The organism is Rhizobium sp. NPDC090279 (genome assembly GCF_044769665.1).
In the GTDB taxonomy this organism is placed as follows: Bacteria; Pseudomonadota; Alphaproteobacteria; order Rhizobiales; family Rhizobiaceae; genus Rhizobium.
The window spans coordinates 418,298-441,821 of the sequence record NZ_JBIVYI010000005.1 but is presented as its reverse complement, the minus strand read 5'-3'; the positions used below and the strand labels follow the sequence as shown (position 1 = coordinate 441,821).

The following is a 23,524-nucleotide window of genomic DNA, read 5'->3' as shown; positions in this document are numbered from 1 at the left end:
AGCTTTATCAGCCCTTCATCACGTTGACGTCTTCAACCGCGATGGAGCCGCGGTTACGGTAGAAGACGACGAGAATTGCCAGACCAATGGCAGCCTCGGCGGCGGCGACGGTCAAAATGAATAGAGCGAAAACCTGGCCGACGATGTCGTTGAGGAACGACGAGAAGGCGACCATGTTGATGTTGACCGCGAGCAATATGAGCTCGACGGACATCAGGATGATGATGACGTTCTTGCGGTTGAGAAAGATACCGAAAACGCCGAGCACGAAGAGGATGGCGCTGACCGTCAGGTAGTGGGAAAGTCCGATGACCATGTTCTTGTTCCTTTGATCCTCGTGCCTCGCCTCAGACGCCCTGACCCGGCTTGACCTTGACCACCTCGACGGCGGTCGCGGGCGTGCGGGCGACCTGTTGGGAAATGTTCTGACGCTTGATGTGCGTACGATGCTTCAATGTCAGCACGATCGCGCCAATCATTGCCACCAGCAGCACAAGGCCGGCAATTTCGAAGAAATAAACGTAATTGGTGTAGAGCACGTCGCCGAGGGCGGCTGTGTTCGTCCGGGTCGCCGGCGCCGGGATCGGCATGGCGACGGACTTGGCGATCGTCGGCGAGATCACGCTGCCACCGATGACGACGATGAGCTCGGCCGCGAGGATGACCCCGATCAATGCGCCGATCGGCGCATATTCCAGAATGCCGGCCCTCAATTCCGAGAAGTCGATATCGAGCATCATGACGACGAAGAGGAAGAGAACCGCCACGGCGCCGACATAAACGACCAGCAGGATCATCGCCAGGAATTCAGCCCCCATCAGCAGGAAGAGGCCAGCCGCGTTGAAGAAAACCAGGATGAGGAACAGGACCGAATGGACCGGATTCCGCGCCGAGATGACCATGAACGCCGACGCCACTGCGACAAAGGCGAAGATATAGAAAAAAAGAGCCTGCAGACCCATGTTGGTGCCTTTTTCGTCTTCCCCCGGGCAGCAGGGAGTATCCCCTGCCCGATGGAGCTCGGTCGGACGACTTTCGTCCGGCAAGCCCCGGTCTAGATTCAACCGCGACGGCGATGCTATCGACCGCCTGTCACGGCATATTCAAAACTCCGCTCAGCGGTACGGCGAATCCAGCGCGATGTTGTGCGCGATTTCGCGTTCCCAGCGGTCGCCATTGTCCAAGAGCCGCGCCTTGTCGAAATAAAGCTCTTCGCGGGTCTCGGTGGCGAATTCGAAGTTCGGCCCTTCGACGATGGCGTCGACCGGGCAAGCCTCCTGGCAGAAGCCGCAATAGATGCACTTCACCATGTCGATGTCGTAACGCACCGTGCGGCGGGTACCGTCGTTGCGGCGCGGCCCGGCCTCGATGGTGATGGCCTGGGCAGGACAGATGGCTTCGCAGAGCTTGCAGGCGATGCAACGCTCTTCGCCGTTCGGGTAACGGCGCAGCGCATGTTCGCCACGGAAGCGCGGGCTGACCGGCCCCTTTTCGAACGGGTAGTTGATCGTTGCCTTCTGCTTGAAGAAGTAACGCATCGACAAAAAGAATGCGCCGACAAATTCCTTGAGGAACAGCGAGCTGACGGCGTTGGAAATTCCGGCCATCTTCAACCTCCAAATCTGCTTGAAGCGAGGATCGACATCATCATGCCCATCCCGCCAGCTTCAGCACGAATGCAACGATAACGACCATGGCGAGCGACAGCGGCAGGAAAACCTTCCAGCCGAGGCGCATGAGCTGGTCGTAGCGGTAGCGCGGCACGAATGCCTTCACCATCGCGAACATGAAGAACACAAAGCACGACTTGAGCAGGAACCAGATGATGCCCGGAACCCAGTTCAAGATCCAGATATCGACCGGAGGCAGCCAGCCGCCGAGGAAGAGGATCGTCGTCAACGAGCACATCAGGACGACGGCTGCATATTCGCCGAGCATGAACATCATGTATGGCGAAGAACCGTATTCGACCATGAAGCCGGCAACCAGTTCCGATTCCGCTTCCGGAAGATCGAAGGGCGGACGGTTCGTCTCAGCCAGTGCCGAAATGAAGAACACGATGAACATCGGGAACAGCGACAGCCAGTGCCAGTCGAGGAACGAGGCCGGCAAGCCGAGCTTGGTGCCGAGGCCCGTCTGCTGCGACAGCACGATGTCTGTCAGGTTCAGCGAACCGACGCACAGCAGCACGGTAACGATGACGAGGCCGATCGAGACTTCGTAGGACACCATCTGCGCGGCCGAGCGCAGCGCGCCGAGGAACGGATACTTCGAGTTCGAAGCCCAGCCGCCCATGATGATGCCGTAAACTTCGAGCGACGAGATCGCCAGAATGTAGAGGATGCCGACGTTGATATCGGCGACGACCCAGTTCTGCGCCACCGGCACGACGGCCCAGGTGGAGAGCGCCAGCACCACGGAAACCAGCGGAGCCAGCAGGAACACGGTCTTGTTGGCGCCGGCCGGGATGATCGGCTCCTTGAACATGAACTTGAGCAGGTCGGCGAAGGACTGGAACAGGCCGAAGGGGCCGACGACGTTCGGGCCGCGGCGCAGCTGGACGGCCGCCCAGATCTTACGGTCGGCAAGCAGAATGTAGGCGATGAAAATCAGCAGGCAGACCAGGAGCAGCAGCGACTGGCCAATCATGATCAGCGCCGGCCAGAGATAGGTCGAAACGAATGAGTCCATAGTCCTGTGCCCTTACTCTGCCGCAACGCGGAAATTGTTGCGGGCCAATGCCGAGCACTCAGCCATGACAGCCGATGCGCGCGTTATCGGGTTCGTCAAATAGAAGTCTTTGATCGGCGAAGCAAATGCCGATTTGCCCATCGCGCCGGCTTTTTTCGCAAGTGCGGCAATTTGGGCGCTATCGCCTTCGGCAATCTCGTCGATGCCGGCGAAATGCGGGAAGGCTGCATAGAGCTTCGCGCGCAATTCTCTCAGCGAATCAAAGGGAAGCTTCTTGCCGAGCACGTCGGAAAGGGCGCGGATGATGGCCCAGTCCTCGCGAGCGTCGCCCGGTGCGAAACCGGCGCGATTGCCCATCTGGACGCGGCCTTCGGTGTTGACCCAAGTGCCCGACTTTTCGGTGTAGGCGGCGGCAGGAAGGATGACGTCGGCGTTCTGAGCGCCGTTGTCGCCATGCGAGCCGATATAGACGGTCAATTTCGCGCCCTTGCGGCTGAAGTCGAGCTCATCGGCGCCGAGCAGGAAGAGAACGTCCATCGACGACAGCATGGCAGCCGCATTGACGCCCTTTGCGCCCGGCACGAAGCCGAGATCGAGGCCGCCGACGCGCGAGGCCGCCGTGTGCAGCACGGCAAAGCCGTTCCAGTCTTCCTTGATGACGCCGACGGCTGCGGCGAGCTTGGCGGCATTCGCCAGCACTTCGGCACCGTCTTCGCGGGTAAGAGCGCCCTGCCCGATGATGATCATCGGCTTCTGGGCGTTCTTCAGGACGTCGGCGAAGCTGTGCGAGCCGCTGACGAGATCGGCCAGCGTATCCGGGCCGGCGCCGAGATAGTCATAGGAGTAGCGAAGATCGGCAGCTTCGCCGATCACGCCAATCGGGAATTTGCCGCGGCGCCAGCGCTTGCGGATGCGCGAGTTCATGACAGCAGCCTCGAAGCGCGGATTGGCGCCGACGATCAGCAGCGCATCGGCGGCTTCGATACCCTGGATGCTCGGGTTGAAGATGTAGCTTGCGCGGCCGAGCGACGGATCAAGCGCCGTCCCGTCCTGGCGACAGTCGAGATTTTCCGATCCAAGCGATTTCAACAGCTCGCCGAGAGCGTACATTTCCTCGACCGAGGCGAGATCGCCGGCGATGGCGCCGATCTTGTCGCCGCTGGTGGCCGAAACGGCCGACTTGATGGCAGCGAAGGCATCGCTCCAGCTTGCGGGCTGCAGGCGGCCGTCCTTGCGGACATAGGGCTTGTCGAGACGCTGCGTCTTCAGGCCGTCCCAGATGAAGCGGGTCTTGTCGGAGATCCACTCTTCGTTGATCTGCTCGTTGACCCTCGGCAGCACGCGCATGACTTCGCGGCCACGCGTATCGACGCGGATTGCCGAGCCGAGCGCGTCCATGACGTCGATCGATTCGGTCTTGTTCAGTTCCCACGGACGGGCCGTGAAGGCGAAGGGCTTCGAGGTCAGTGCGCCGACCGGGCAAAGGTCAACGACGTTGCCCTGCAGCTCGGAGGTCATCGCCTGCTCGAGATAGGTGGTGATTTCGGCATCCTCGCCGCGGCCGATGAGGCCAAGCTCGGAAATGCCGGCAACCTCCGTCGTGAAGCGGACGCAACGCGTGCAGTGGATGCAGCGGTTCATCACGGTCTTGACGAGCGGGCCGATATACTTGTCTTCGACGGCGCGCTTGTCTTCCTGATAGCGCGAGCTGTCGATGCCGAAGGCCATGGCCTGGTCCTGCAGGTCGCATTCGCCGCCCTGGTCGCAGATCGGGCAATCCAGCGGGTGGTTGATCAGCAGGAATTCCATCACGCCTTCGCGGGCCTTCTTGACCATCGGCGTATTGGTGAAGACTTCCGGAAGCTCGCCGTTCGGGCCGCCGCGGATATCGCGCACGCCCATGGCGCAAGAAGCCTGCGGCTTCGGCGGGCCACCCTTCACCTCGACGAGGCACATGCGGCAATTGCCGGCCACCGACAGTCGTTCATGGAAGCAGAAGCGCGGGACTTCGGCGCCGGCTTCCTCGCACGCCTGGATAAGCGTGAAGTGATCCGGAACTTCGATCTCTTTACCGTCAATCTTCAGTTTTACCATCGTCCACTCAGTCCTATGTCACGTCTTCAGCCCAACCTGGCCGCAGACAATTTCATGATCGCAAACCGGACTGCCACCGGCGCGGCATGAAACCGCATGGCACCGGTTCGCTCACAATAAGCTTTGCCAAGCCTTGTCCCCACAAGACCAGCTTTGCGATCGAGCCATGCGGGTCACACCCGCAGCGTCTCCATCGCCTTCATTCACCCTCCCCGGCCGTTGATACAGCCGAGAAATAATCTCAACTCCGGCCCTTCGGCAGCAGCGCCTTGGCCTGGCCGACCCAATCGTCGCGCCGGATGCGGCCGTCAAAGCCGAATTCCGCGTCGACCCGCTCGACGTCCGCATCGTTCCAGGCGGCGATATCGGCAAAGCGCTTGATGCCGCGTCCGTTCAGCACCTGCTCCAGCTTCGGACCGATGCCGGAAATCCGCTTCAGATCGTCGGCCTTCTCGGCCACCTTCCGGCTGCGCGCTGGGGCCCGCCTTTCGGCACCTGGCGCAACAACTTCAATCTTCGCCGTCTTCTTTGCAGTTGTTGCCGCCTTGGATGTGGCGGCAGCAGGCTTCGGCTCGGCCTTCTTCACCACAACCGGCTTCTGCCTTGCAGCAGCCGGCTTCGGTGCGACTGGCTTCGGCGCAGCTGCCCTGGCAACGGGCGCTGCCTCTACAGGTTTTGCATCCTCTGCCCCACCATTCCTAGCAGCCGGCTTCGCAGGCGCCGAGGCCTGAGGCTTTTCGTCTTCCAGGGCTTCGGCCAGTTTGGTGGTTGCTTCAACCGCGCCCTGGAAAGCCCCGAGGAATGCGCCCGCCAGCTGCGAGGTAAAGCCGAAGCCGATCGCCGTAACGGCGGCAAGAGCTGCCGCCGGATGGGCCATCAGCGGGTGGATCGGCATGATCGGCGCGTTGCCAAAGATACCCGCGGCGACGCGATGAAGATCGGCCGATGCATTATCGGTCTCTCCGCTGTCCTGCCTGATATCGTTGGTCTTCGCCATCTTCGATCCTTACTCGGCTGCTTCCAGTACCGCGCCGTGGCTTGTGGCGTTGGCGGTATACTGGTCGATGCGCTTCTCGATCTCGGGACGGAAATTGCGGATCAGGCCCTGAACCGGCCATGCGGCTGCGTCACCGAGCGCACAGATGGTATGACCTTCGATCTGCTTCGTCACCTGGAACAGCATGTCGATCTCGCGCTTCTGCGCGTTGCCGCGTGCCATACGCTCCAGAACGCGCCACATCCAGCCCGTTCCTTCGCGGCACGGCGTACACTGGCCGCAGCTCTCGTGCTTGAAGAAGGCCGAGATGCGGGCGATCGCCCTGATGATGTCGGTCGACTTGTCCATGACGATCGCGGCCGCCGTACCGAAGGACGACTTGACTTCGCGCAGGCCGTCGAAATCCATCGGGCAATCGATGATGTCGGCCGCCGGAACGACCGGGCATGACGCGCCGCCGGGGATGACGGCAAGCAGGTTGTCCCAGCCGCCGCGAATGCCGCCGCCGTGCTTTTCGACCAGCTCACGGAAGGTGATGCCCATCGTCTCTTCGACCGTGCAGGGACGGTTGACGTGACCGGAGAGCATGAACAGCTTCGTGCCGACATTGTTCGGACGACCGAAGGAGGAGAACCACCCGGCGCCGCGACGCAGGATCGTCGGAGCAACGGCAATCGACTCGACGTTGTTGACGGTGGTCGGGCAGCCGTAGAGGCCCATATTGGCCGGGAACGGCGGCTTCAGGCGCGGCTGGCCCTTCTTGCCTTCCAGGCTCTCGAGCAGCGCAGTTTCCTCGCCGCAGATGTAAGCGCCGGCACCATGATGAACGTAAACATCAAAGTCCCAGCCGAGCTTGTTGTTTTTGCCCAGCAAACCCGCATCGTAGCATTCGTCGATCGCCGCCTGCAGCGCTTCGCGTTCACGCATGTATTCGCCGCGAACGTAGATGTAGGCGGCATTCGCACCCATGGCAAAACCGGCGATGACGCAGCCTTCGATCAGCGTATGCGGATCGTGGCGCATGATGTCGCGGTCCTTGCAGGTGCCCGGTTCGGATTCGTCGGCATTGACGACGAGATAATGCGGACGGCCGTCGCTTTCCTTCGGCATGAAGGACCACTTCAGACCGGTCGGGAAGCCTGCGCCGCCACGACCGCGAAGGCCGGAAGCCTTCATCTCGTTGATGATCCAGTCACGGCCCTTTTCGAGGATTTGCTTCGTGCCATCCCAATGGCCGCGCGACATCGCGCCTTTCAGGGATTTGTCCTTGAGGCCGTAGATATTGGTAAAGATGCGATCCTGATCTTGTAACATGCTTCACCTCTTACCGCGGCTTCTTGCCGAAGACCTTGATATATTCCGCTTCGCCACCCTTAGCGAGTGCCTCAGCCTGCCTGACCCACTCGTCGCGTTCGATCCGGCCCTTGAAATTCAGATAGCCGTCGACCCAATGGCGCTCGGCCTCATGCCAGCTCGCAATCTGCGCGAAGGTAAAGATGCCGAGCTCGTGCAAGGTCCCTTCGATCTTCGGGCCGACGCCTGAAATGAGCTGCAGATTATCCGGCTGTGCGGGTCTTTCGATACCGGCCGGGCGATTCTTGTCGTCAAGCGACGGCTTCCCGGCGACAGGCTCGGCGGCGGCTGTGCCCGAAAGCGGCTGCGTTTCGGCCGCTTTGGCATTCTTGGCTGCTTCCTTCGGTGCCGTTGCCGGCGTCTTCAGGCTCTGATTGGTCTCCGCATCCGTGCTCTTGGCGCGGCCGGCTTCGGACGGCGGGATCGACACGGCTTCAGCAGTGGCCTTGGCCACCTTGCTTGCCGTGCTCTTTGCTTTCGCCTCATCCGATAGGAGAGAGGTCAAGCCACCCTCCGGAGCGGAGAAAACGCGATCGATCTGCGGACCGGTCGGAATTTCATGGCCCTTGCCTGCGGCGAAGGCATCGATGATCTCTTCGAGACGTGTCGGCGTCAGATCCTCATAGGTATCCTTGCCGATCACCACCATCGGTGCGTTGACGCAGGCGCCCTGACATTCGACCTCTTCCCAGGAAAGAGTGCCGTCGGCATTGCGATCAAAGGCATGATCGTTGATGCGGCTCTTGCAGACCTTGATCAGCCCCTCGGCGCCACGCAGCATGCAGGGCGTCGTGCCGCAGACCTGAACATGGGCGCGCGTACCGACCGGGTTCAGCTGGAACTGCGTGTAGAAAGTCGCGACTTCGAGCGCCCGGATATAGGCCATGTCAAGCATGTCGGCGATCGATTCGATAGCCGCCTTGGTGACCCAGCCTTCCTGCTCCTGCGCACGCATCATCAGCGGGATGATCGCGGATTGCTGGCGACCATCGGGATATTTCTGGATCGTCTTTTCAGCCCAGACCGCATTCTCCTTGGTGAAGGCGAAGGCAGCAGGCTGGAATTGATCTTCGGCTAGTCGACGAACGGACATCTTTCACGCCTTATCTCAGTTTAAGGACCCACACCGCGTATTCGTCAGAGACGAAAATTCGCAGGCATAGGCCGACTGGTCTTTCTGCATAAACAAAACGAACTTGCCGCCATTCGGCACAGCGGCCTTGATTTGATAACCGCGAGACAGGAGATCCGCGACAGTCGCATCTCCTCCGCTCGCCGTAACCCCATTTCCACCTTGCGCAGAATTCGTGCTCGTCGCATTCGAACCCTGCAAGTTGATGCTTGGCAGGCCCTGCGTCTTGACGGCCTGCTGTGCCGACGCACCGCAGGCTACCAGAAGCGCCGGAATAACAACCTGCCAGGTCCGCATCAACGATCGACCTCACCGAACACGATATCGAGCGAACCCAGCACAGCAGCGACGTCTGCCAGCTGGTGGCCGCGGCACATGAAGTCCATGGCCTGCAGATGCGCATAGCCCGGCGCACGGATCTTGCAACGATACGGCTTGTTCGAGCCATCGGAGACGAGGTAGACGCCGAATTCGCCCTTCGGCGCTTCGACGGCTGCGTAAACCTCGCCGGCCGGCACGTGATAGCCTTCGGTGTAGAGCTTGAAGTGGTGGATGAGAGCTTCCATGGAACGCTTCATTTCGCCGCGCTTCGGCGGAACGACCTTGCCATCCAGCGACGAGACCGGTCCGGCCTTGGCATCGCCCAGCAGGCGATTGACGCACTGCTTCATGATGCGGACGGACTCACGCATTTCGATCATGCGGATGAGGTAACGGTCGTAGCAATCGCCGTTCTTGCCGATCGGGATATCGAATTCGAGATCGGAGTAGCATTCGTATGGCTGGGCCTTGCGCAGGTCCCAGGCAGCACCGGAGCCGCGAACCATGACGCCCGAGAAGCCCCAGGCCCAACAGTCTTCCAGCGAGACCACGCCGATATCGACGTTGCGCTGCTTGAAGATGCGGTTGCCGGTCAGAAGGTCGTCGATATCGTCGAGCGCCTTCAGGAACGGATCGCACCAGTCGCCGATGTCCTGAACCAGTTTTTCCGGAAGATCCTGGTGAACGCCGCCCGGACGCACGTAGGCTGCGTGCATGCGCGAGCCTGAGGCGCGCTCATAGAACACCATCAGCTTTTCGCGCTCTTCGAAGCCCCAGAGTGGCGGCGTCAGCGCGCCGACGTCCATGGCCTGCGTCGTGACGTTCAGGAGATGCGACAGGATACGGCCGATTTCCGAATAGAGAACGCGGATCAGCTGGCCGCGGATCGGGATGTCGATGCCGAGCAGCTTTTCGACGGCCAGCGCATAGGCATGCTCCTGGTTCATCGGCGCCACATAGTCGAGGCGATCGAAGTAAGGAACGGCCTGAAGGTAGGTCTTCGTCTCGATCAGCTTTTCAGTGCCGCGATGCAGCAGGCCGATATGGGGATCGACGCGTTCCACAATTTCGCCGTCCAGTTCGAGGACAAGACGCAAAACGCCGTGCGCAGCCGGATGCTGCGGGCCGAAATTGATGTTGAAGTTGCGAACGTTATGTTCTGTCATGGCGGCGATGCTCGCGTTTTCAGAATTTCATAGAATGGCAGGCCGAAGCCCGCCACACGCCAACAATCAGGCTTTCGCCTTCTCGTCGCCCGGAAGCACGTAGTCGGTGCCTTCCCAAGGAGACAGAAAGTCGAAGTTGCGGAATTCCTGCTTCAGTTCCACAGGCTCATAGACGACCCGCTTGGCGGCATCGTCATAGCGAACCTCGACGAAACCGGTCGTCGGGAAGTCCTTGCGCAGCGGATGGCCTTCGAAACCGTAGTCCGTCAGGATACGGCGCAGATCCGGGTGTCCGGTGAAGAGGACGCCGTACATGTCCCAGGTTTCGCGCTCGAACCAATCGGCGCCAGGATAGATGCCACAAGCCGACGGCACAGGCTGATCCTCGCCGACCGGAACCTTGACGCGGATGCGCAGGTTCTTCTTTGGCGACAGCAGATGATAGACGACGTCGAAGCGCTCGGGGCGCTGCGGCCAGTCGACGCCGCAGATGTCCGTCATGTTGACGAAGCCGCACTTGGCATCGTCGCGCAGGAAGGTCAGCAGGGCGATAACGTTTTCGGTCGTCGTCGTCACGTTCAGCTCGCCATACTTGATCTCGCTCGACGAGATCAGGGCGCTGCGAACTTCCGTGAGGTAGGCGGCGAGCTCGTTCAGGGCTTCACTCATGATACCTTGTCCCCTGCCTTACCGTTCGATCGTGCCGGTGCGCCGGATCTTCTTCTGCAGCAGAAGCACGCCGTAAAGCAGCGCTTCTGCCGTGGGAGGACAGCCCGGAATATAAATGTCGATCGGAACGACACGGTCGCATCCGCGTACGACGGAATAGGAATAATGATAGTAGCCGCCGCCGTTGGCGCAGGAGCCCATCGAAATGACGTAACGCGGCTCGGGCATCTGGTCGTAGACCTTGCGGAGCGCGGGCGCCATCTTGTTGGTGAGCGTGCCGGCGACGATCATGACGTCGGACTGGCGCGGCGAAGCGCGCGGCGCAAAACCGAAACGCTCGACATCGTAACGCGGCATCGACACCTGCATCATCTCGACGGCGCAGCAGGCGAGACCGAAGGTCATCCACATCAGGGAGCCGGTGCGGGCCCAGTTGATCAGCTCATCGGTGGAGGTGACCAGAAAGCCCTTGTCGGCAAGCTCGTTGTTGATCTCGCCGAAGAACGGATCGTTGCTGCCGACTGGTCTGCCGGTCGCGGGATCGATGATCCCCTTCGGTTGCGGCGCCACGAGCGGCGTGTTGCTTGGGGCTACTCCCATTCCAGGGCTCCCTTCTTCCATTCATAGATAAAGCCGATGGTCAGCACCGCGAGGAACACCATCATCGACCAGAACCCGAACCAGCCGATCGCACCGAAGGATACGGCCCAGGGGAAGAGGAAGGCGACTTCCAGGTCGAAGATGATGAAGAGAATCGATACCAGGTAGAAGCGGATATCGAACTTCATGCGGGCGTCATCGAATGCGTTGAAGCCGCATTCATAGGCCGACAGCTTCTCGGAATCAGGCGCCTTGAAGGCGACGGCAAACGGCGTAATCAACAACGCCAGGCCAATCACCAGGGCAATACCAATGAAAATCGCTATCGGAATATAGGAACTGAGCAGTCCAGTCATCATGTCCATCCCTGCCTGCAATCAGCGCCGGGGCGGCGCATCTGAGCAAATGCCCAAGCAAGCGAAAGAGTGTTGCAACAAAGCCGTGGTTAGCGCAGCCGGAGCGCGCGCGCAAGCCTTTTGAATCTGTCCGTTAGGGTACTATCGAGCGGTAGATATCAATGTGTTGCGACGGCAACGCGACAAATCGGCGCTGATGCGAAAGGGCTCTTTCGCAATCGCAATAAATTGATGTTTGATTGTAATGGCTTGGAGAAAATGGCGCGAGTGACGGGGCTCGAACCCGCGACCTCCGGCGTGACAGGCCGGCACTCTAACCGACTGAGCTACACCCGCGCATTGTTTGGCCTTTCAGCCGAGGCAGACCCGGAATTTATCTTGAAATGGCGCGAGTGACGGGGCTCGAACCCGCGACCTCCGGCGTGACAGGCCGGCACTCTAACCGACTGAGCTACACCCGCATTTCATTTCAAGCATTCCAGATGCTTCCGCACCCATCAAAGCGGCCCTCGCCGTTCGATGAGCGGCTAACTACGGGGTTCGTGTTTGGGTGTCAAGCAGGTTTGAATACAAATCGATGACAGAGCGCGAATTGTTTTGGACAAGCCGTCCTGCAATTTTCCGCTCCGTCGATTTGGCATGGCAGGTTCCCGCCCCACGCATTTCATAGACGCCTGATATGCACAGGAACAATCCGGCGGATCTCATATCTGCACATTGGGATAACCACGATCGAGGATGCGCAAAACTCAAAAAAATCAAAAAATCTTCACAAACACTCTTGCGGTTTTTCCTCGTTCCGCATAGATCACGGCCACCGAACGCGGCGGGCAAATGACCTGCTTCGCAGAAGGGCGATTAGCTCAGTTGGTAGAGCGCCTCGTTTACACCGAGGATGTCGGGAGTTCGAGTCTCTCATCGCCCACCACTCCCAAAAAATCACATTGATTTTCCATCGTTTTCTTCCTTGTTTGTCTCACTTGCCGTTTTTGGCTCGAAAAGTGGGACACTTGAGCGCTTTTCATATGCCGCCTTGCGCTCGAATGCGTTCGTCCGCATGCGCCGCTTTTCAGCCTTCTCGATATAGATTTGAGCCGTCTTGAAATTTGTCCATCCGAACAACGCCATTAGCTCAGGAGCCGATGCACCGCTTTCGGCGTATGCGACGGATGCAGCCTTGCGCAGGCCGTGGGACGAGCAATGCGGCAAACCCGCCTCCCCGCACCAGCGGGAGAAGGCGTTTCCGAAGCTCTCTATAGTATAAGGAGTGCCGCGAGCGCTGAGGACATAGGAATCAGTGCCGACTTCCGTCTTTTCCAGCGCATCTATCAGCTCCGGCGTAAGGCGAGCTTCCATTTCCACAGGAAAGCGGTTGCGGCCCTTATAGGCAGTGAAGCGCGTCCAACGCTCGCCCTCACGCTTGAACTCGTTCTTCGGCCCGATGCGCGCAGCGTCGGAACGGCGCGCGCCAATGTTGATCATGACCTCCATCGCGAGGCGCGGTGTGGTGCCAATGGCCCAATGGGCGCGAAACTGATCGATCTCATCAGGCGTCCATGTATGAAAGCCGCCCTTTCGCTTGTTGATCGGCTCGATACCAACGGCTGGGTTATGGCTGACAAGCGCCGGCTTCTGGTTCATCGCCCAATTGAAGACGGCGCGCAGAACCTTCACCAGCTTATCGGCCGCTCCAGGCGTATCCTTACGAGCCTGCTGGCTCTTTTCCATGTCTTCGCGACGATACTTCTTATACGGCAACTCACCCGCCTTCTCCGCGAATCGGGTGAGAACGCTGCGCTTGTCCCTCTGCGTATCAGCCTCGAATTTTTTGAAGGCAGCCGAGCGGTAATACTGATCAAAGAGCCAGTTGAAGGTTTCTTCGCGCGGCATTTCTGGCTTTTTCGGCGCCTGCTCAGATTGCAGCGTGGCCTTAGCGGCCCAATAGGCCGCCATGAATTCGCGGGTAATGTTGCCCGTGGCATCCTTAAAAGTTTCGCGGATACGGATCTTGTGCCGCCCTTTGATTCGGACGTAGTAGCGATCGTTCCCGCGCTTGTCGGGATCGTGCACAAGGTAACGAAGCTCTGTCTTCATCACGCCACCATATTATCAAACGGGTTTTCGCCCCCGTCGTCTGCATGCGATTCGCGGTACTCGTTCAGGGCCTGCCACGCTGCGCGAATCAACTCGGTGTCCCAAAGGACAACGCCGCCGATCTTCCTGCCCTCTGGCATAAGACCGTCCTGCACCCAGTTATCGAACAGGGAGGGTGAAATCGCCAGAGAAGCCGCAACCTCGTCTCGGCGAAGCGCGAAACGAGGCAACGACAATGAGCGAAGGGTTGCTCCGGCTACACTTTTCATGAGCGTCCCTCAAAACCGGCTGCTGCGAACTCTCCTCCCGAAAAGGAGCGCAATAGGTGCAGCGCATAATCCGAAGCCACCCCGCACAAATGCTCGTTGCTTAGAAACAGATTAGCCTTGCGTTGAATATCGCCCAGCGAAGCACAAGGGTACGCAGCAAGGGCCAAAAGCGCCTTCTCTTCCGTGTCCGCTTCGGACGTATTGGCAGGAACCGTGCCGCCCTTTTCGGTGTCGATCCATGCGGCGTGCGCGGCCTTCCACGCGGAAATGCAATCTTCCAGTCTGGATGCATTGTCGGCCTTAGCGGCGGCGCGCATTTCGTAAGAGAGCTGCAGAAGCTCTTCGGAAAGCTCAGTTGCGATACGGTCGGCGCGGGTTGCGCGATCCACAACGTCGCTCGTCATAAAGTCGATGTGTCTGCGTTCGCGCGCATCAATCTGATAATAGTCGTCGGCCCAAATTGCCTTGATATGATCGCTTGCCTTGCGTCCCGGAAAGAGAACATCAACGATATGGCTCGTCGCAATTTCGGCAGCGCAAAGCGTATCCTGCGTATCGCCGGTCAGGCAGTCTAGGCGGGTGGCAAGTTTAGAAAGTCGGTCTAGAGCGGTTGCGTGATCGATATTTTCTGTAGTACGTTTTCTCTGCACTTTGGTGCACCTTTCGAAGAGGTTAGATAAAAAGCCGACGCAGGTTCCTAGGCCGTTGCGTCGGCTTTTTTCGTTTCTACGTTTGATGCCTCCATTCCGACTTCAACGAGTTGCCGGATTGCTTCCGCGCGGGTGCGGATGCGTTTCGCAAAGCTCCAATCGTCGATTTTTTCCACCATCGTCGGCTCCATCATCATCGGAACTCGAACCGTCTTCTTCTGCATGAGACCTCCAAATTCTATGCAATCTGCACCAGATGTGCCGATTTTTTCACTATTGATCTCCCAGCGTGTTTAGTCAATAGATTGCTTGCGCAATGTGTGCCGATTTTTTGAGAGATGTTATGGTTGAGCCGCGAGAAAATCGTGTCCATATGATGCTGTCGAATAGCGAGATGGAGGCCATAGATGATTGGCGCTTTGCAAATCGCATCGCAACTCGCTCAGATGCTATCCGCCGACTTTGCCATATCGGATTGACGTTTGATGAACATCGCGCGGAATTCATAGAGGCGTTCAAAGGCCAGTACGAAGAGCTGACAAAGGCACTACCAATCCTTGCGGATACGGTGCACGGTCAAGATGCGACGGAACGCGAGAAGGCGCTCGGCCAAATTGTCCTGCGCACTATATCAAAACAGATATCATCGTTGGTGCTCGTCCGCGTTATAACTGGGATAGCAAACAACGCGAAAGCCGATCGAGAGATAGAGGATATTTTGAAAGATACCCGTGAACTTACGGCCGGCCTTTCAGATGAATTCCAAGACGGCCAGACAAAGACTGATATCGATTAAGCTTCTCCATCTTGCAGCATGATAGCATATCCGCTATATAGCATACATGAGATGGACAGTCGAAACGCACGATGCCGCCGATGCTGAAATCGAGGCATTGCCTCCCGGCCTTCAGGCGCGATTGATCCGTCTTATGGAGGCCGTCGAAAATGTCGGCCTTGAACAACTGCGCGAACCGCATGTGAAGCATCTCGAAGGCAAGCTTTGGGAGCTACGCGCCAAGGCGGCCGAAGGCATCGCGCGCGGCATCTACGTGACCGTCACGGGCCGTCGTGTCATCGTACTGCATGTTTTCGTGAAGAAGTCACAGAAGACGCCACCGGGCGCACTGGCGATTGCCAGAGAGCGAATGAGCGAGGTGAAGCCATGACCAAGATTGCCGAACTGAAAAAGAAGCTTATGAGCAACCCCGAATTCCGGCTGGAGTACAAGAAGGCGGATGCAGAATTTCAGCTTGTCGAAGCCCTTATCCGCGCTCGGACGAAGGCGAATCTTTCACAGGCAGAGCTTGCCCGCCGCATCGGCACCACGCAATCGGCCATCGCACGGTTGGAAGGCGGCGGCGTATCGCCTTCGCTGAATACCTTGCGGCGCTACGCTGAGGCCACCGGCTCGAAGCTGGAAATCAATCTGATTCAGCCGTGAAGGGCGGCAAGGTGACACGGCCTTGAAAGTCTAAGCCACTGAATCCGTTTCAATTGGGAACAGCTTAGAATGTTCATATCTTTTCTTGTGCCACCGTTCCCCGCTTTAAAGACCATTCCCTGCGGAAGTGGCTTTGGAGAGCGTTTTAGCCGAAATTCGGTAGCAGCGCAGTTCTAGCGAGAGGACCCAGCATGAAAGTGTTGATCAATAGCTTGGCGGCCCTATGTGCGTTCGGAGCGTCATGGTTCTGGTACAAGTCAGCTTCTGTGTTCGTCCCGGACCCTCCTGCGGGCGCATTTGCAGAACAGGTCATGCCCGCCTTGGCCGATTATCGAGAAGCTGTGCGACGCGCGGCGCAGGCGAATCGTTGGGCGGCTTTGCTCAGTGGAGCGTCGGCGGTATTCGCAGGGATTGGCCTTGTCTGGCCGTCATAATGTTGGGGTTGAAATAACAAACGCCTGCGGAATGGCGGGCCGTTTGGGATTACATTGTTGGCTAGACAGGCGAAGAAAGCACAGTGTCACGCTGTTAACAATCCCCTTCAAAAGAGCCATAAAACGAAGCCCTTGATAACGTCTCGAGCAGCGCCGAGGGCTAATCCAGTCATTACGGTAGTGGCGATTGTCCTATGAACATACCAACCAATACGGCTCTTTTTGTAGTACTCCATCGGTGGAAACAGCCAGCGAATATATTTAAAGACGAATTGCGCCACCAGTAGCGAGAGTAAGAGTGTGTATATCCCCAATATAACGTTCAGGAAAATTGACTTATTTTCGAGCCAATTCGCAATCTCTTCTCCTCTATGGTAAAACAACCAAAGTAGTACCGGCAAAAATATCAGATATACGAAATAATCGTATGTGCCCGATCCGTGAATCACTGGTCGAAAGGCTTGCCTTTTTTTAAAGAAATTTTGAATCCGATCAGTGGTCGAAATTACCCAATCTTCATCTCTTCCGCTAACATTGATGACGCTGCGATTACTCGAAGGGTTGGAAGGCATCGATTGAATATCGATTTTCAAAGACGGCTTGTCGAAGCCGATAAACGCCTCCACCGCATTTAGAGGAGTAACTTTGATCGCTCGCTGGGCGTAAGCGACGTTGGAGACAAACATAGACTTCAGGTCGTCCGGAAATGAATATTCATCAGTCTTAGGTATTCCCAAGCCCTGAACAGAATCGCCGTTAGTGGCGAGATAATTGTATTCGATTTGCACGAATTCATTGACTCGATCGCGTGCTTGCTCAGGACTTTCGAACCCGCTGAGGTCAAGACTATTGTATTCTAAGATCCTTGCTTTCTCATTCACCTCATTCAAGAGCTGGCAAAACTCCTTAATGTCCTCGGCAGACAAGACTATATTCTTTGGAAAAATGTCGCGCCGATACTGCGGAATACGGAGCGGTTTCGTGTTAGCGAGGTCGTTCTGGGCCTCTGCCGCGGGCTGCGTCTCAACAATTTTTACTTCGGTGCTCAATCGAACTTTCCCCAGTGTTAGCAGCGTACAATATTGAGTTTACTGATTCCGGACAACTATAGAGCTAGCCAATCCTCTGGCTTATCTACTGGCCTAACCGTTCCAACCGAATAATCGTCGAGACGCGTTAGATCTTGTTACATCGGCAACTTCCGCAGCCCGCCGCTATTCTCGCGCTCTCTGTGGCACCTAGGGGCGATCCAACGCCTCGGCGCCGTGAGGAGACGTGCTGCTGGAAGCGATCGTTGATAGCCTGTCCGCTTATCAATTTTGCCCGATCACACAAGAGACCCTGCCAAGCATACCAAGCGCCGAAGCGAGCGGCGTCCACAGCCGTATAACTCTAAGGGCGGCCGCCCGACTGGACTGCCCGCTTGTTCGGCATAAACTGAGCCAAATATCGGAGGGGACATCTTATGGCAACTTGGCGGAATGACGTGGTGACGGCCTTGGAGAGTATCGGCGGGCAAGGATCTCTGTCAGAGATCTATGAAGCGGTTCGAGCAAATCGCCAGGACACCCTTCCAAAGTCGTGGGAAGCCATCGTCAGACGCGAGTTGGAATACAACTCCAGCGATAGCGAAAGCTATAAGCGTCGGTATAACTTATTTCGAAGCGTGAACGGCATAGGTTCAGGAGTGTGGGCTCTGCGGGCAAACGGTCCAGATACTAATCGCACCGACAGGGAGATCTGGTCAGAAGGAGAGGTCACGGCACTTGTGGCTGACTACTTCGCAATGCTGAACGCAGAAATCCTTGGTCAGCCGTATTCGAAGACGGATCATAGAAAAGTCTTGATGCGGACTGTCTCAAGAACGGAGGGCTCAATAGAGCGCAAGCATCAGAACGTGAGCGCGATACTGCAGAGGCTGGGTTATCCATGGATCGATGGATATAAGCCGCTGGGAAACTTTCAGGACGCCCTGCTTCGGGAAGTATTGCGTCATATTTCGGACCGGATCGTCTCTCTGGATGCTGCGATCGCCTCCCCTGAGATATCAGACACGACAATTCAGACGGTATTTGTCGATCGCCCTGCCGGTAATGAACGATCTCAATTTTCGGTCGAGATCGAACAACTAGACCCTAGGCTTGATCTTGCAGAGCGTGACGCCAAAAATCGTGACCTCGGACGAGCAGGAGAGGAATTTGTCATCTCTGTCGAAAGAGCTCGACTGGCCAATGAAGGCTTGGGACATCTGGTAGCTGATGTCTCCTGGATTGCTCGCGATATAGGCGACGGCTTGGGATATGATGTAATTTCGTTCGATGAGAACGGCGAGGAGATCTTTATTGAAGTAAAGACGACGCGAGGCGGCGAGAATACTCCATTTTTCATAACCGAGAACGAGCGCATGACTGCCATCCGTAAGGGTGGTCGATATCGATTATATCGGGTGTTTCAATTCAGTAGGCGTCCAAAAATCTACGTAATTCACGGGCCTCTTGATGACGTTCTGCATCTCGATGCGACGGTGTATCGCGCCATGATCGCGCGCTAGATTATGCTATCCGGCTGATAGCTTCGTTCACTGCTTTCATCAAACTATCATAATCTTCGAAGAATTGTGGGACCGTCGCGACAGCTCTGCCCATCGTTTCTGGATCTGGATAACGCGGCACATGGATCGAGTATGGTTCGTTGATGAAGCCAATCATCTTCCCAATCCGCTCATCGTTTTGAAGACCAAGATCAATTGATCGGAGATAAAGCTTCTGAAGTTTGTGGCCGTATTTATGTTTCAATTCCTCTCTACTCTCTCCTTTCGAGAGTAAATAGGCTTTGAGTACCAATTCAATTGCGAGGCCAAATAATGCAAGTTGCGGCCATAGAGGCATGAATCCAGGGTGAAAATCTGGGAGTATTCTACACGCACTATAAAAGTCATGAGCGCGTATTAAATAGTCCCTGGGAACTAACAAATCAGGGTACGCAAGCTGTTCTTGATCCATTTAGCGCGACTCCATATTACTGAGACCTGCCTCGCCGGAATCTCCGAGAAAATTTTCACAACGATGAAGAATTAAACGCCGCACGCATCGAGTCAACCAATAGCTTCATGCATATTGCTCGCATTGCCTTGGGCGCTGTACTTGTTCTCGCTGCCAAATACGATTGAGTATAACTCCGCGAAGATTCCTAAGGCCGCGTCAAGTAGCTGGCCACGAACGGTCCCATAGCAGCGGGTCAAAGACAATCAGTTGAACGAAGTAAGCCGCCAGACTAGTTGGCGGCTTATGACATTGGGAGTTCTCACTTCATCTTCAAACGAATAAGAAGCTGCGGACGAATGCAGATCGGCAGGACATTCGACTCGGTGTGAATTTCGCGACCCTTGTCGTGCGGAAGATCGTCAGTGGAGACGAATACCTTCGTATCCGGGTCGGGGCGGCGGTTCGCGCCGCTGATCGTGTCCGGAGGCGCGATGTAGCGCTTGAAGAACGGTGTCCCGAGCGGAACCACAATCGCCTCATCATCGGCCACGGCCTTGCGAGAAACCAGCGTGCCGTTTGACTGGCGAACCTTGTATTCCTCGTCAATGCGCTCAAGCGTCAGGCCGGCATAGGAGAAGGTGTCCTGAATGTCATCGCGGCCCGGATTGGGCGTCTCGCCCTTGTAGCCGCGCAGCTCTTCCAGCACGTTCGGATGGCCCACATACTTGTCGAAGAACTCGCCACCGGCAAGGACGCGAAGGCCGGATGCCGGCGTGCCGCGCAGCTCACGACGGATATAGGCTTTGACCTGCCGATTGAGCGGCGCGATTTCGGTGGTGGCGGTGTCGAGATCGTATTCGACGCTATGTTCGATCAGGTCGAACTTTTCGTAGACGTTCAGCAACTGCTTGCCTTCGCCATCGAGCACGATGCCGTTTAGCGCACCCCAATCGAGGTAGCTGTGCGTCAGATCGTGCTTGCCGCGCATGTTGATGAGGCGGTCGTTATAGACATCCTCAAGGCTCGCCATGATCACGTCGCCTTCGCCCCAGGTCGTGAGGTTCTGAATGTCGGCCGGCGTGATCGCGTCATCGAGCGGGAAATGCGGGATATCGAAGGACACGCCGCTCTTGTCGCCGCGCATGTTGAGGTTCGTTTCGCCACCACGTTCGCGGGCCGGAATGACGGTCAATTCCTGCTCGGAAACGCCGAGGCGGACATAGGTCGTATGGATCGGCGTATCGGTGAAGATGCCGAGCTGCGCCGGGCGTCCGGTCACGTAGGGCGGAATGTTGATGCTCTCGGTCAGCCGGTCGTCGGCAAATTCGGGAGCGTTGAGATAGTCGAGTGGAGTAGGCACTGGATTACACTCCCATGCGTGCGATGATGCCGAGGGCGGCAAGTTGATCGAGGGCGGCTTGTTTCTGCGCGGCGGTGATCGCGGCGGGCCAGACGAGGTTTTGCAGAACGACTTGCGCGCGGCGCTTGAGGTTGACTACCTCCTGATCGCCGGCGGTCGCGTCCGCGTGCTGAAGGATGATGGCAGCGGCAATCTGCGTGCCGTCCGTCGCATCGGGAGCGAGCGGCTTGAACTTGCCGCCGTTCGTGAGTTTTCCGAGGACGGTTCCGGTCACGACCTTGCCGGAACCCGAGCCGAGGATATCCGTGTCGCGGGAGAAGCGATTTCTACCCTCGTCTTTGACGATATCGCTTTCCGTTTTGTAGCTAAAAGTCTGCATGACGGCTCCCCTATTCGATGCCGTGACGGCGCTTCATGTTGGCGGAGAGGCTGGCGCGCTTGCCGGTGTCGGATTTCGTAGGAGGCGGGCCAAGAACAGGATAGCAATTAAGACCTTGCGCGTTCATACGGCGCGGCGGCACGTATTCTTGTTCGACCGGGGCGGCGCGCGGCGCGGCGTTCATGAGTGCGACGGCCTCTTCAACAGACATGCTGGTTTCAAAGGCCAGGTGCTCGGCAAGCGCCTCGCGGCCTTCGGCCTCGTCGGATTTCATGATGGCCTTCAGGCGGGCTTTGACTGCGTTGGCTGCATCATCCTGCGGCATGGTTTTCTCCTTGGGTTTCGGCGCGTTCTGCGCCTTCTGCGGGTTGCTGGAACCCCAGTTTTTGGAAGCCGCAAGCGCCACCAGCTTTTCAGGCGCGTTGCGGAATTGGCGGTAATCGAAGGCAGCGACAATCGCGCCGGACTTGGCGCTGCTGGCATCCGCGAAACCAGCGCTTGCCGCCTCTTCCGGCGTGAACCACGTTTCGGCCTTCATGATTTCGCGGCAGGCGGCGACGCTCTTGCCCGACTTCGCCGCATAGACACGGGCGTAAGCCGTCGCGAGCGCTTCAAGGGCTTCAATGGTCTTGGAATGATCGTTGCTGTTGCCGATGGTGACGGCGGCAGGGTCGTGGATCATCATCACGGAACCCGCCGCCATGGTGACTTTCTTGCCGGCCATTGCGATCAGCGAGGCGGCGGATGCGGCAATGCCCTCAACGACGACATCGACGCGACCGGGATGGGATTTCAGGAGCGCGTAAATCGCGGCACCTTCGGTGGCGATACCGCCCGGAGAATTGATGTGGACGGTGATCGCGGCTTTGTCATCGAAGCCGGCCAGCGCATAAAACACGTCCGTCGAGGTGAAGCCCTCTTCACCCGATGGAAACTCGCCGGATTGCACGGAACCGGTCAGGCGAATGATATTCTTGTCAACGATGACGCTCATTTCAGGAACTCCCCAGAGCAAAGGACGGCGCGCGGATCGGCGTCAATGCGGCGAAGCACGTCGATCCCGCAGTGTTCGGCATGGCGAATGATCGCCTCTTCGGCGCATTCAAGCTCCAACAGCTCGCGTTCGGCCTTTTCCAGCTCGCGAGCGCGATCAGCGGCCGAGATGCCTTTTGCAGAGCCGTAGCTTTTAGAGATCGCGCCGCCGATCAGGTCGCGGAGCGGCCCGGCAATCGCAGCGGCGATGAATTCCGTAGGAACGCCGCTGGTCGGCTGGCGATAGCCGGCAGTGACGAAACGGGCAGCAAGGTTTTCGACGGCGCTGCCAGCGGTTGCCACCTTGATCCAGTCGTTCAAACGCTGCAAGGCTTCGTCGGGCGAAACTGGAGCTTGCTGGATTTTGCCGATGGAATAGCGCTTGAGGACGATGCGCTTGCGGATATCCTCAAGCGTCGTCAGCAGCGTTTGGCCGCCCGCGACCGACTTTTCCACGATGCGGCGGAGATCGATATCGCTCATTGTGCGCCTCCGTTCTGGACGTGCTGCGCGGCCCACGCTTCGCAGGTCTTACGCAGGCGATGGGCGGCGGTCGCACGCTCCTGAAGCAGTTCGATCGAGGCTTCCTGTTCCTCGATACGCTTGTCGATTTCGGACTGTTTGGCGCGAAGCTGCTCGATGCGGCGGCGGATGCTGCCGCGCTCGCTGGCCAACCCGTCGCGGCGCTGTTCTGCCAGAAGCTGGCGACGAACCTCTTTCGAGGCGGACAAGTCCACGTCGAGCGTGGCGCGGGCCTGTTCGAGCGCGGCGTTTTCGCGGGCGCTGATCGTGCCGAGCACAGTCAGGCGGCTAAGGTCGATGGTCATTCGGTATATCCCCGTTGATGATTTGGAAAATCCCAGCCGCGACCTGAAATTCAAACGGGCTCTTGAATTTCACGTTCGAGGATCTGGCGAAGGCGGGCTTCCTGCGGCATCCGCATTCCGGCGTTGAGGACACGCCAGAAGGTCGTGAACGGCTCCGAAGACGGCGCGGAACTGGCGCTTTTCTCGCGTTTCCAGCGCCCGGCCTCGTAGCGCTCGAAGGCTTGCCGCATGCGGCGGCTGGCAACGCTCGGAGCCAAGGTGCTCCACTCCGGGTGAATGTTGCGAAGGTGCCGCAACATGTCGTCGCGCTGGGCGTTCTTCATGGCATTCGCGGCACTGATGCCGCCATGGCGACGCGTTCCGAAGGCTTGATCCAGCGAGATTTCGCCAGCGGTTTCGAGGAAGGGCGAGAGCCCTTGCAGCAGGAAGAGCGACAGGTGGTGAGGAAGCGGACGGCCCGCCGCCACATAGTGCGCGACCTGCCCCAACCAGCGCAGTGTCGTTTTCGGGTCGGTGCTCGCCTTAGTCACGGCCACCACCCGTGCAGATGCGTGCAAAATACGTGTGCACACGTGTATCCGTGTACCGCTTGCGAAGGGTGCAACTGACGAAATCGCGCAGTCCCCCAGGCCCGTCCAGCAGGCTCTTTGGTCGCACGGTCCCTGAATGGGGGGC

Annotated in this window: 29 protein-coding genes and 3 tRNA genes; 5 read left to right on the top strand and 27 right to left on the bottom strand. The window is 58.0% G+C overall.

The window, feature by feature from the left end; genetic code table 11:
* Positions 1-7: 7 nt before the first annotated feature.
* From nuoK to ACIQWP_RS15315, 15 genes are all read right to left on the bottom strand, one after another.
* Positions 8-316, bottom strand: a complete 309-nt coding sequence (nuoK, locus tag ACIQWP_RS15385; RefSeq protein ID WP_007689961.1) for an NADH-quinone oxidoreductase subunit NuoK — start codon at positions 314-316, stop codon at positions 8-10.
* A gap of 31 nt (positions 317-347) precedes the next feature.
* The gene (locus tag ACIQWP_RS15380; protein WP_402788587.1) at positions 348-962 is read right to left on the bottom strand and encodes an NADH-quinone oxidoreductase subunit J; all 615 of its coding nucleotides are present in this window, start codon (positions 960-962) and stop codon (positions 348-350) included.
* Between the two features lie 153 nt (positions 963-1,115).
* Positions 1,116-1,607 carry an NADH-quinone oxidoreductase subunit NuoI gene (gene nuoI / locus ACIQWP_RS15375; protein WP_068385913.1) on the bottom strand — a complete coding sequence of 164 codons (492 nt, stop codon included), beginning with the start codon at positions 1,605-1,607 and terminating at the stop codon, positions 1,116-1,118.
* Between the two features lie 40 nt (positions 1,608-1,647).
* Positions 1,648-2,691 carry an NADH-quinone oxidoreductase subunit NuoH gene (gene nuoH / locus ACIQWP_RS15370; protein ID WP_402788586.1) on the bottom strand — a complete coding sequence of 348 codons (1,044 nt, stop codon included), beginning with the start codon at positions 2,689-2,691 and terminating at the stop codon, positions 1,648-1,650.
* Between the two features lie 12 nt (positions 2,692-2,703).
* Positions 2,704-4,785, bottom strand: a complete 2,082-nt coding sequence (gene nuoG, locus ACIQWP_RS15365) for an NADH-quinone oxidoreductase subunit NuoG (protein WP_402788584.1) — start codon at positions 4,783-4,785, stop codon at positions 2,704-2,706.
* Between the two features lie 241 nt (positions 4,786-5,026).
* Positions 5,027-5,782, bottom strand: a complete 756-nt coding sequence (locus ACIQWP_RS15360) for a 5' DNA nuclease (RefSeq protein ID WP_402788582.1) — start codon at positions 5,780-5,782, stop codon at positions 5,027-5,029.
* A 9-nt stretch (positions 5,783-5,791) separates the two neighbouring features.
* Complete coding sequence (nuoF, locus tag ACIQWP_RS15355; RefSeq protein ID WP_402788580.1) at positions 5,792-7,096, bottom strand: NADH-quinone oxidoreductase subunit NuoF; 1,305 nt, start codon at positions 7,094-7,096, stop codon at positions 5,792-5,794.
* A gap of 10 nt (positions 7,097-7,106) precedes the next feature.
* Positions 7,107-8,228 (bottom strand): NADH-quinone oxidoreductase subunit E, encoded by a 1,122-nt coding sequence (locus tag ACIQWP_RS15350; RefSeq protein ID WP_402788578.1) that lies wholly within the window; start codon positions 8,226-8,228, stop codon positions 7,107-7,109.
* Positions 8,229-8,243: 15 nt separating this feature from the next.
* A complete protein-coding gene (locus tag ACIQWP_RS15345) occupies positions 8,244-8,564 on the bottom strand; it encodes a hypothetical protein (protein WP_402788576.1) in 321 nt (106 codons plus the stop codon).
* Complete coding sequence (locus tag ACIQWP_RS15340; RefSeq protein ID WP_113233048.1) at positions 8,564-9,754, bottom strand: NADH-quinone oxidoreductase subunit D; 1,191 nt, start codon at positions 9,752-9,754, stop codon at positions 8,564-8,566. Before ACIQWP_RS15340 ends, ACIQWP_RS15345 begins: the two co-directional genes overlap by 1 nt.
* A 66-nt stretch (positions 9,755-9,820) precedes the next feature.
* Entirely contained in the window at positions 9,821-10,423 is a 603-nt protein-coding gene (locus tag ACIQWP_RS15335) for an NADH-quinone oxidoreductase subunit C (protein ID WP_402788573.1), read from the bottom strand.
* Between the two features lie 18 nt (positions 10,424-10,441).
* On the bottom strand, positions 10,442-11,023 hold the full coding sequence (locus ACIQWP_RS15330) for an NADH-quinone oxidoreductase subunit B family protein (RefSeq protein ID WP_168805644.1): 582 nt from the start codon (positions 11,021-11,023) through the stop codon (positions 10,442-10,444).
* Positions 11,014-11,379: an NADH-quinone oxidoreductase subunit A gene (locus tag ACIQWP_RS15325; RefSeq protein WP_034489570.1), complete on the bottom strand. Its 366-nt coding sequence runs from the start codon at positions 11,377-11,379 to the stop codon at positions 11,014-11,016. Before ACIQWP_RS15325 ends, ACIQWP_RS15330 begins: the two co-directional genes overlap by 10 nt.
* Before the next feature lie 259 nt (positions 11,380-11,638).
* Positions 11,639-11,715 (bottom strand) — tRNA-Asp (locus tag ACIQWP_RS15320).
* Positions 11,716-11,763: 48 nt separating this feature from the next.
* Positions 11,764-11,840, bottom strand: a tRNA-Asp gene (locus ACIQWP_RS15315).
* A gap of 391 nt (positions 11,841-12,231) precedes the next feature.
* Between ACIQWP_RS15315 and ACIQWP_RS15310 the strand changes: the two genes are divergently transcribed.
* Positions 12,232-12,307 (top strand) — tRNA-Val (locus ACIQWP_RS15310).
* Positions 12,308-12,318: 11 nt separating this feature from the next.
* On the opposite strand, the gene ACIQWP_RS15305 is transcribed toward ACIQWP_RS15310, so the two are convergent.
* Genes ACIQWP_RS15305 through ACIQWP_RS15290 form a run of 4 tightly spaced genes read right to left on the bottom strand, consistent with a single transcriptional unit; the run spans position 12,319 to position 14,616 of the window.
* Positions 12,319-13,473: a tyrosine-type recombinase/integrase gene (locus ACIQWP_RS15305; protein WP_402788569.1), complete on the bottom strand. Its 1,155-nt coding sequence runs from the start codon at positions 13,471-13,473 to the stop codon at positions 12,319-12,321.
* Positions 13,473-13,742: an AlpA family transcriptional regulator gene (locus tag ACIQWP_RS15300; protein ID WP_285205901.1), complete on the bottom strand. Its 270-nt coding sequence runs from the start codon at positions 13,740-13,742 to the stop codon at positions 13,473-13,475. Before ACIQWP_RS15300 ends, ACIQWP_RS15305 begins: the two co-directional genes overlap by 1 nt.
* Positions 13,739-14,392 (bottom strand): hypothetical protein, encoded by a 654-nt coding sequence (locus ACIQWP_RS15295; RefSeq protein ID WP_402788566.1) that lies wholly within the window; start codon positions 14,390-14,392, stop codon positions 13,739-13,741. The genes ACIQWP_RS15300 and ACIQWP_RS15295 overlap by 4 nt, the downstream gene beginning before the upstream one ends.
* 47 nt (positions 14,393-14,439) lie before the next feature.
* Positions 14,440-14,616, bottom strand: coding sequence for a hypothetical protein (locus tag ACIQWP_RS15290; RefSeq protein WP_402788564.1), 177 nt, complete (start codon positions 14,614-14,616; stop codon positions 14,440-14,442).
* Between the two features lie 119 nt (positions 14,617-14,735).
* Here ACIQWP_RS15290 and ACIQWP_RS15285 point away from each other — a divergent pair, with 119 nt between their 5' ends.
* From ACIQWP_RS15285 to ACIQWP_RS15275, 3 genes are read left to right on the top strand one after another with little or no spacing between them, the layout of a single operon-like run.
* A complete protein-coding gene (locus ACIQWP_RS15285; RefSeq protein ID WP_402788562.1) occupies positions 14,736-15,188 on the top strand; it encodes a hypothetical protein in 453 nt (150 codons plus the stop codon).
* 46 nt (positions 15,189-15,234) lie between these two features.
* Positions 15,235-15,558 (top strand): type II toxin-antitoxin system RelE/ParE family toxin, encoded by a 324-nt coding sequence (locus tag ACIQWP_RS15280; RefSeq protein WP_402788560.1) that lies wholly within the window; start codon positions 15,235-15,237, stop codon positions 15,556-15,558.
* The gene (locus ACIQWP_RS15275) at positions 15,555-15,833 is read left to right on the top strand and encodes a helix-turn-helix domain-containing protein (protein ID WP_402788558.1); all 279 of its coding nucleotides are present in this window, start codon (positions 15,555-15,557) and stop codon (positions 15,831-15,833) included. Before ACIQWP_RS15280 ends, ACIQWP_RS15275 begins: the two co-directional genes overlap by 4 nt.
* 541 nt (positions 15,834-16,374) lie before the next feature.
* Here ACIQWP_RS15275 and ACIQWP_RS15270 read toward each other — a convergent pair.
* Positions 16,375-17,316: a hypothetical protein gene (locus tag ACIQWP_RS15270; protein ID WP_402788556.1), complete on the bottom strand. Its 942-nt coding sequence runs from the start codon at positions 17,314-17,316 to the stop codon at positions 16,375-16,377.
* Positions 17,317-17,765: 449 nt separating this feature from the next.
* Here ACIQWP_RS15270 and ACIQWP_RS15265 point away from each other — a divergent pair, with 449 nt between their 5' ends.
* Complete coding sequence (locus tag ACIQWP_RS15265) at positions 17,766-18,818, top strand: DUF3883 domain-containing protein (protein WP_402788554.1); 1,053 nt, start codon at positions 17,766-17,768, stop codon at positions 18,816-18,818.
* A gap of 1 nt (position 18,819) precedes the next feature.
* Here ACIQWP_RS15265 and ACIQWP_RS15260 read toward each other — a convergent pair whose 3' ends face one another.
* The 7 genes from ACIQWP_RS15260 to ACIQWP_RS15230 form a co-directional block, all read right to left on the bottom strand.
* The gene (locus tag ACIQWP_RS15260; protein WP_402788552.1) at positions 18,820-19,269 is read right to left on the bottom strand and encodes a hypothetical protein; all 450 of its coding nucleotides are present in this window, start codon (positions 19,267-19,269) and stop codon (positions 18,820-18,822) included.
* A 301-nt stretch (positions 19,270-19,570) separates the two neighbouring features.
* Positions 19,571-20,611, bottom strand: a complete 1,041-nt coding sequence (locus ACIQWP_RS15255) for a major capsid protein (RefSeq protein ID WP_402788550.1) — start codon at positions 20,609-20,611, stop codon at positions 19,571-19,573.
* A gap of 4 nt (positions 20,612-20,615) precedes the next feature.
* Positions 20,616-20,990, bottom strand: coding sequence for a head decoration protein (locus ACIQWP_RS15250; RefSeq protein ID WP_402788548.1), 375 nt, complete (start codon positions 20,988-20,990; stop codon positions 20,616-20,618).
* A gap of 10 nt (positions 20,991-21,000) precedes the next feature.
* Positions 21,001-21,984 carry a head maturation protease, ClpP-related gene (locus ACIQWP_RS15245; RefSeq protein WP_402788546.1) on the bottom strand — a complete coding sequence of 328 codons (984 nt, stop codon included), beginning with the start codon at positions 21,982-21,984 and terminating at the stop codon, positions 21,001-21,003.
* The gene (locus ACIQWP_RS15240) at positions 21,981-22,505 is read right to left on the bottom strand and encodes a hypothetical protein (protein ID WP_402788544.1); all 525 of its coding nucleotides are present in this window, start codon (positions 22,503-22,505) and stop codon (positions 21,981-21,983) included. Before ACIQWP_RS15240 ends, ACIQWP_RS15245 begins: the two co-directional genes overlap by 4 nt.
* On the bottom strand, positions 22,502-22,849 hold the full coding sequence (locus tag ACIQWP_RS15235; protein WP_402788542.1) for a hypothetical protein: 348 nt from the start codon (positions 22,847-22,849) through the stop codon (positions 22,502-22,504). The genes ACIQWP_RS15240 and ACIQWP_RS15235 overlap by 4 nt, the downstream gene beginning before the upstream one ends.
* Before the next feature lie 50 nt (positions 22,850-22,899).
* On the bottom strand, positions 22,900-23,379 hold the full coding sequence (locus ACIQWP_RS15230) for a hypothetical protein (protein ID WP_402788541.1): 480 nt from the start codon (positions 23,377-23,379) through the stop codon (positions 22,900-22,902).
* Positions 23,380-23,524: the final 145 nt, after the last annotated feature.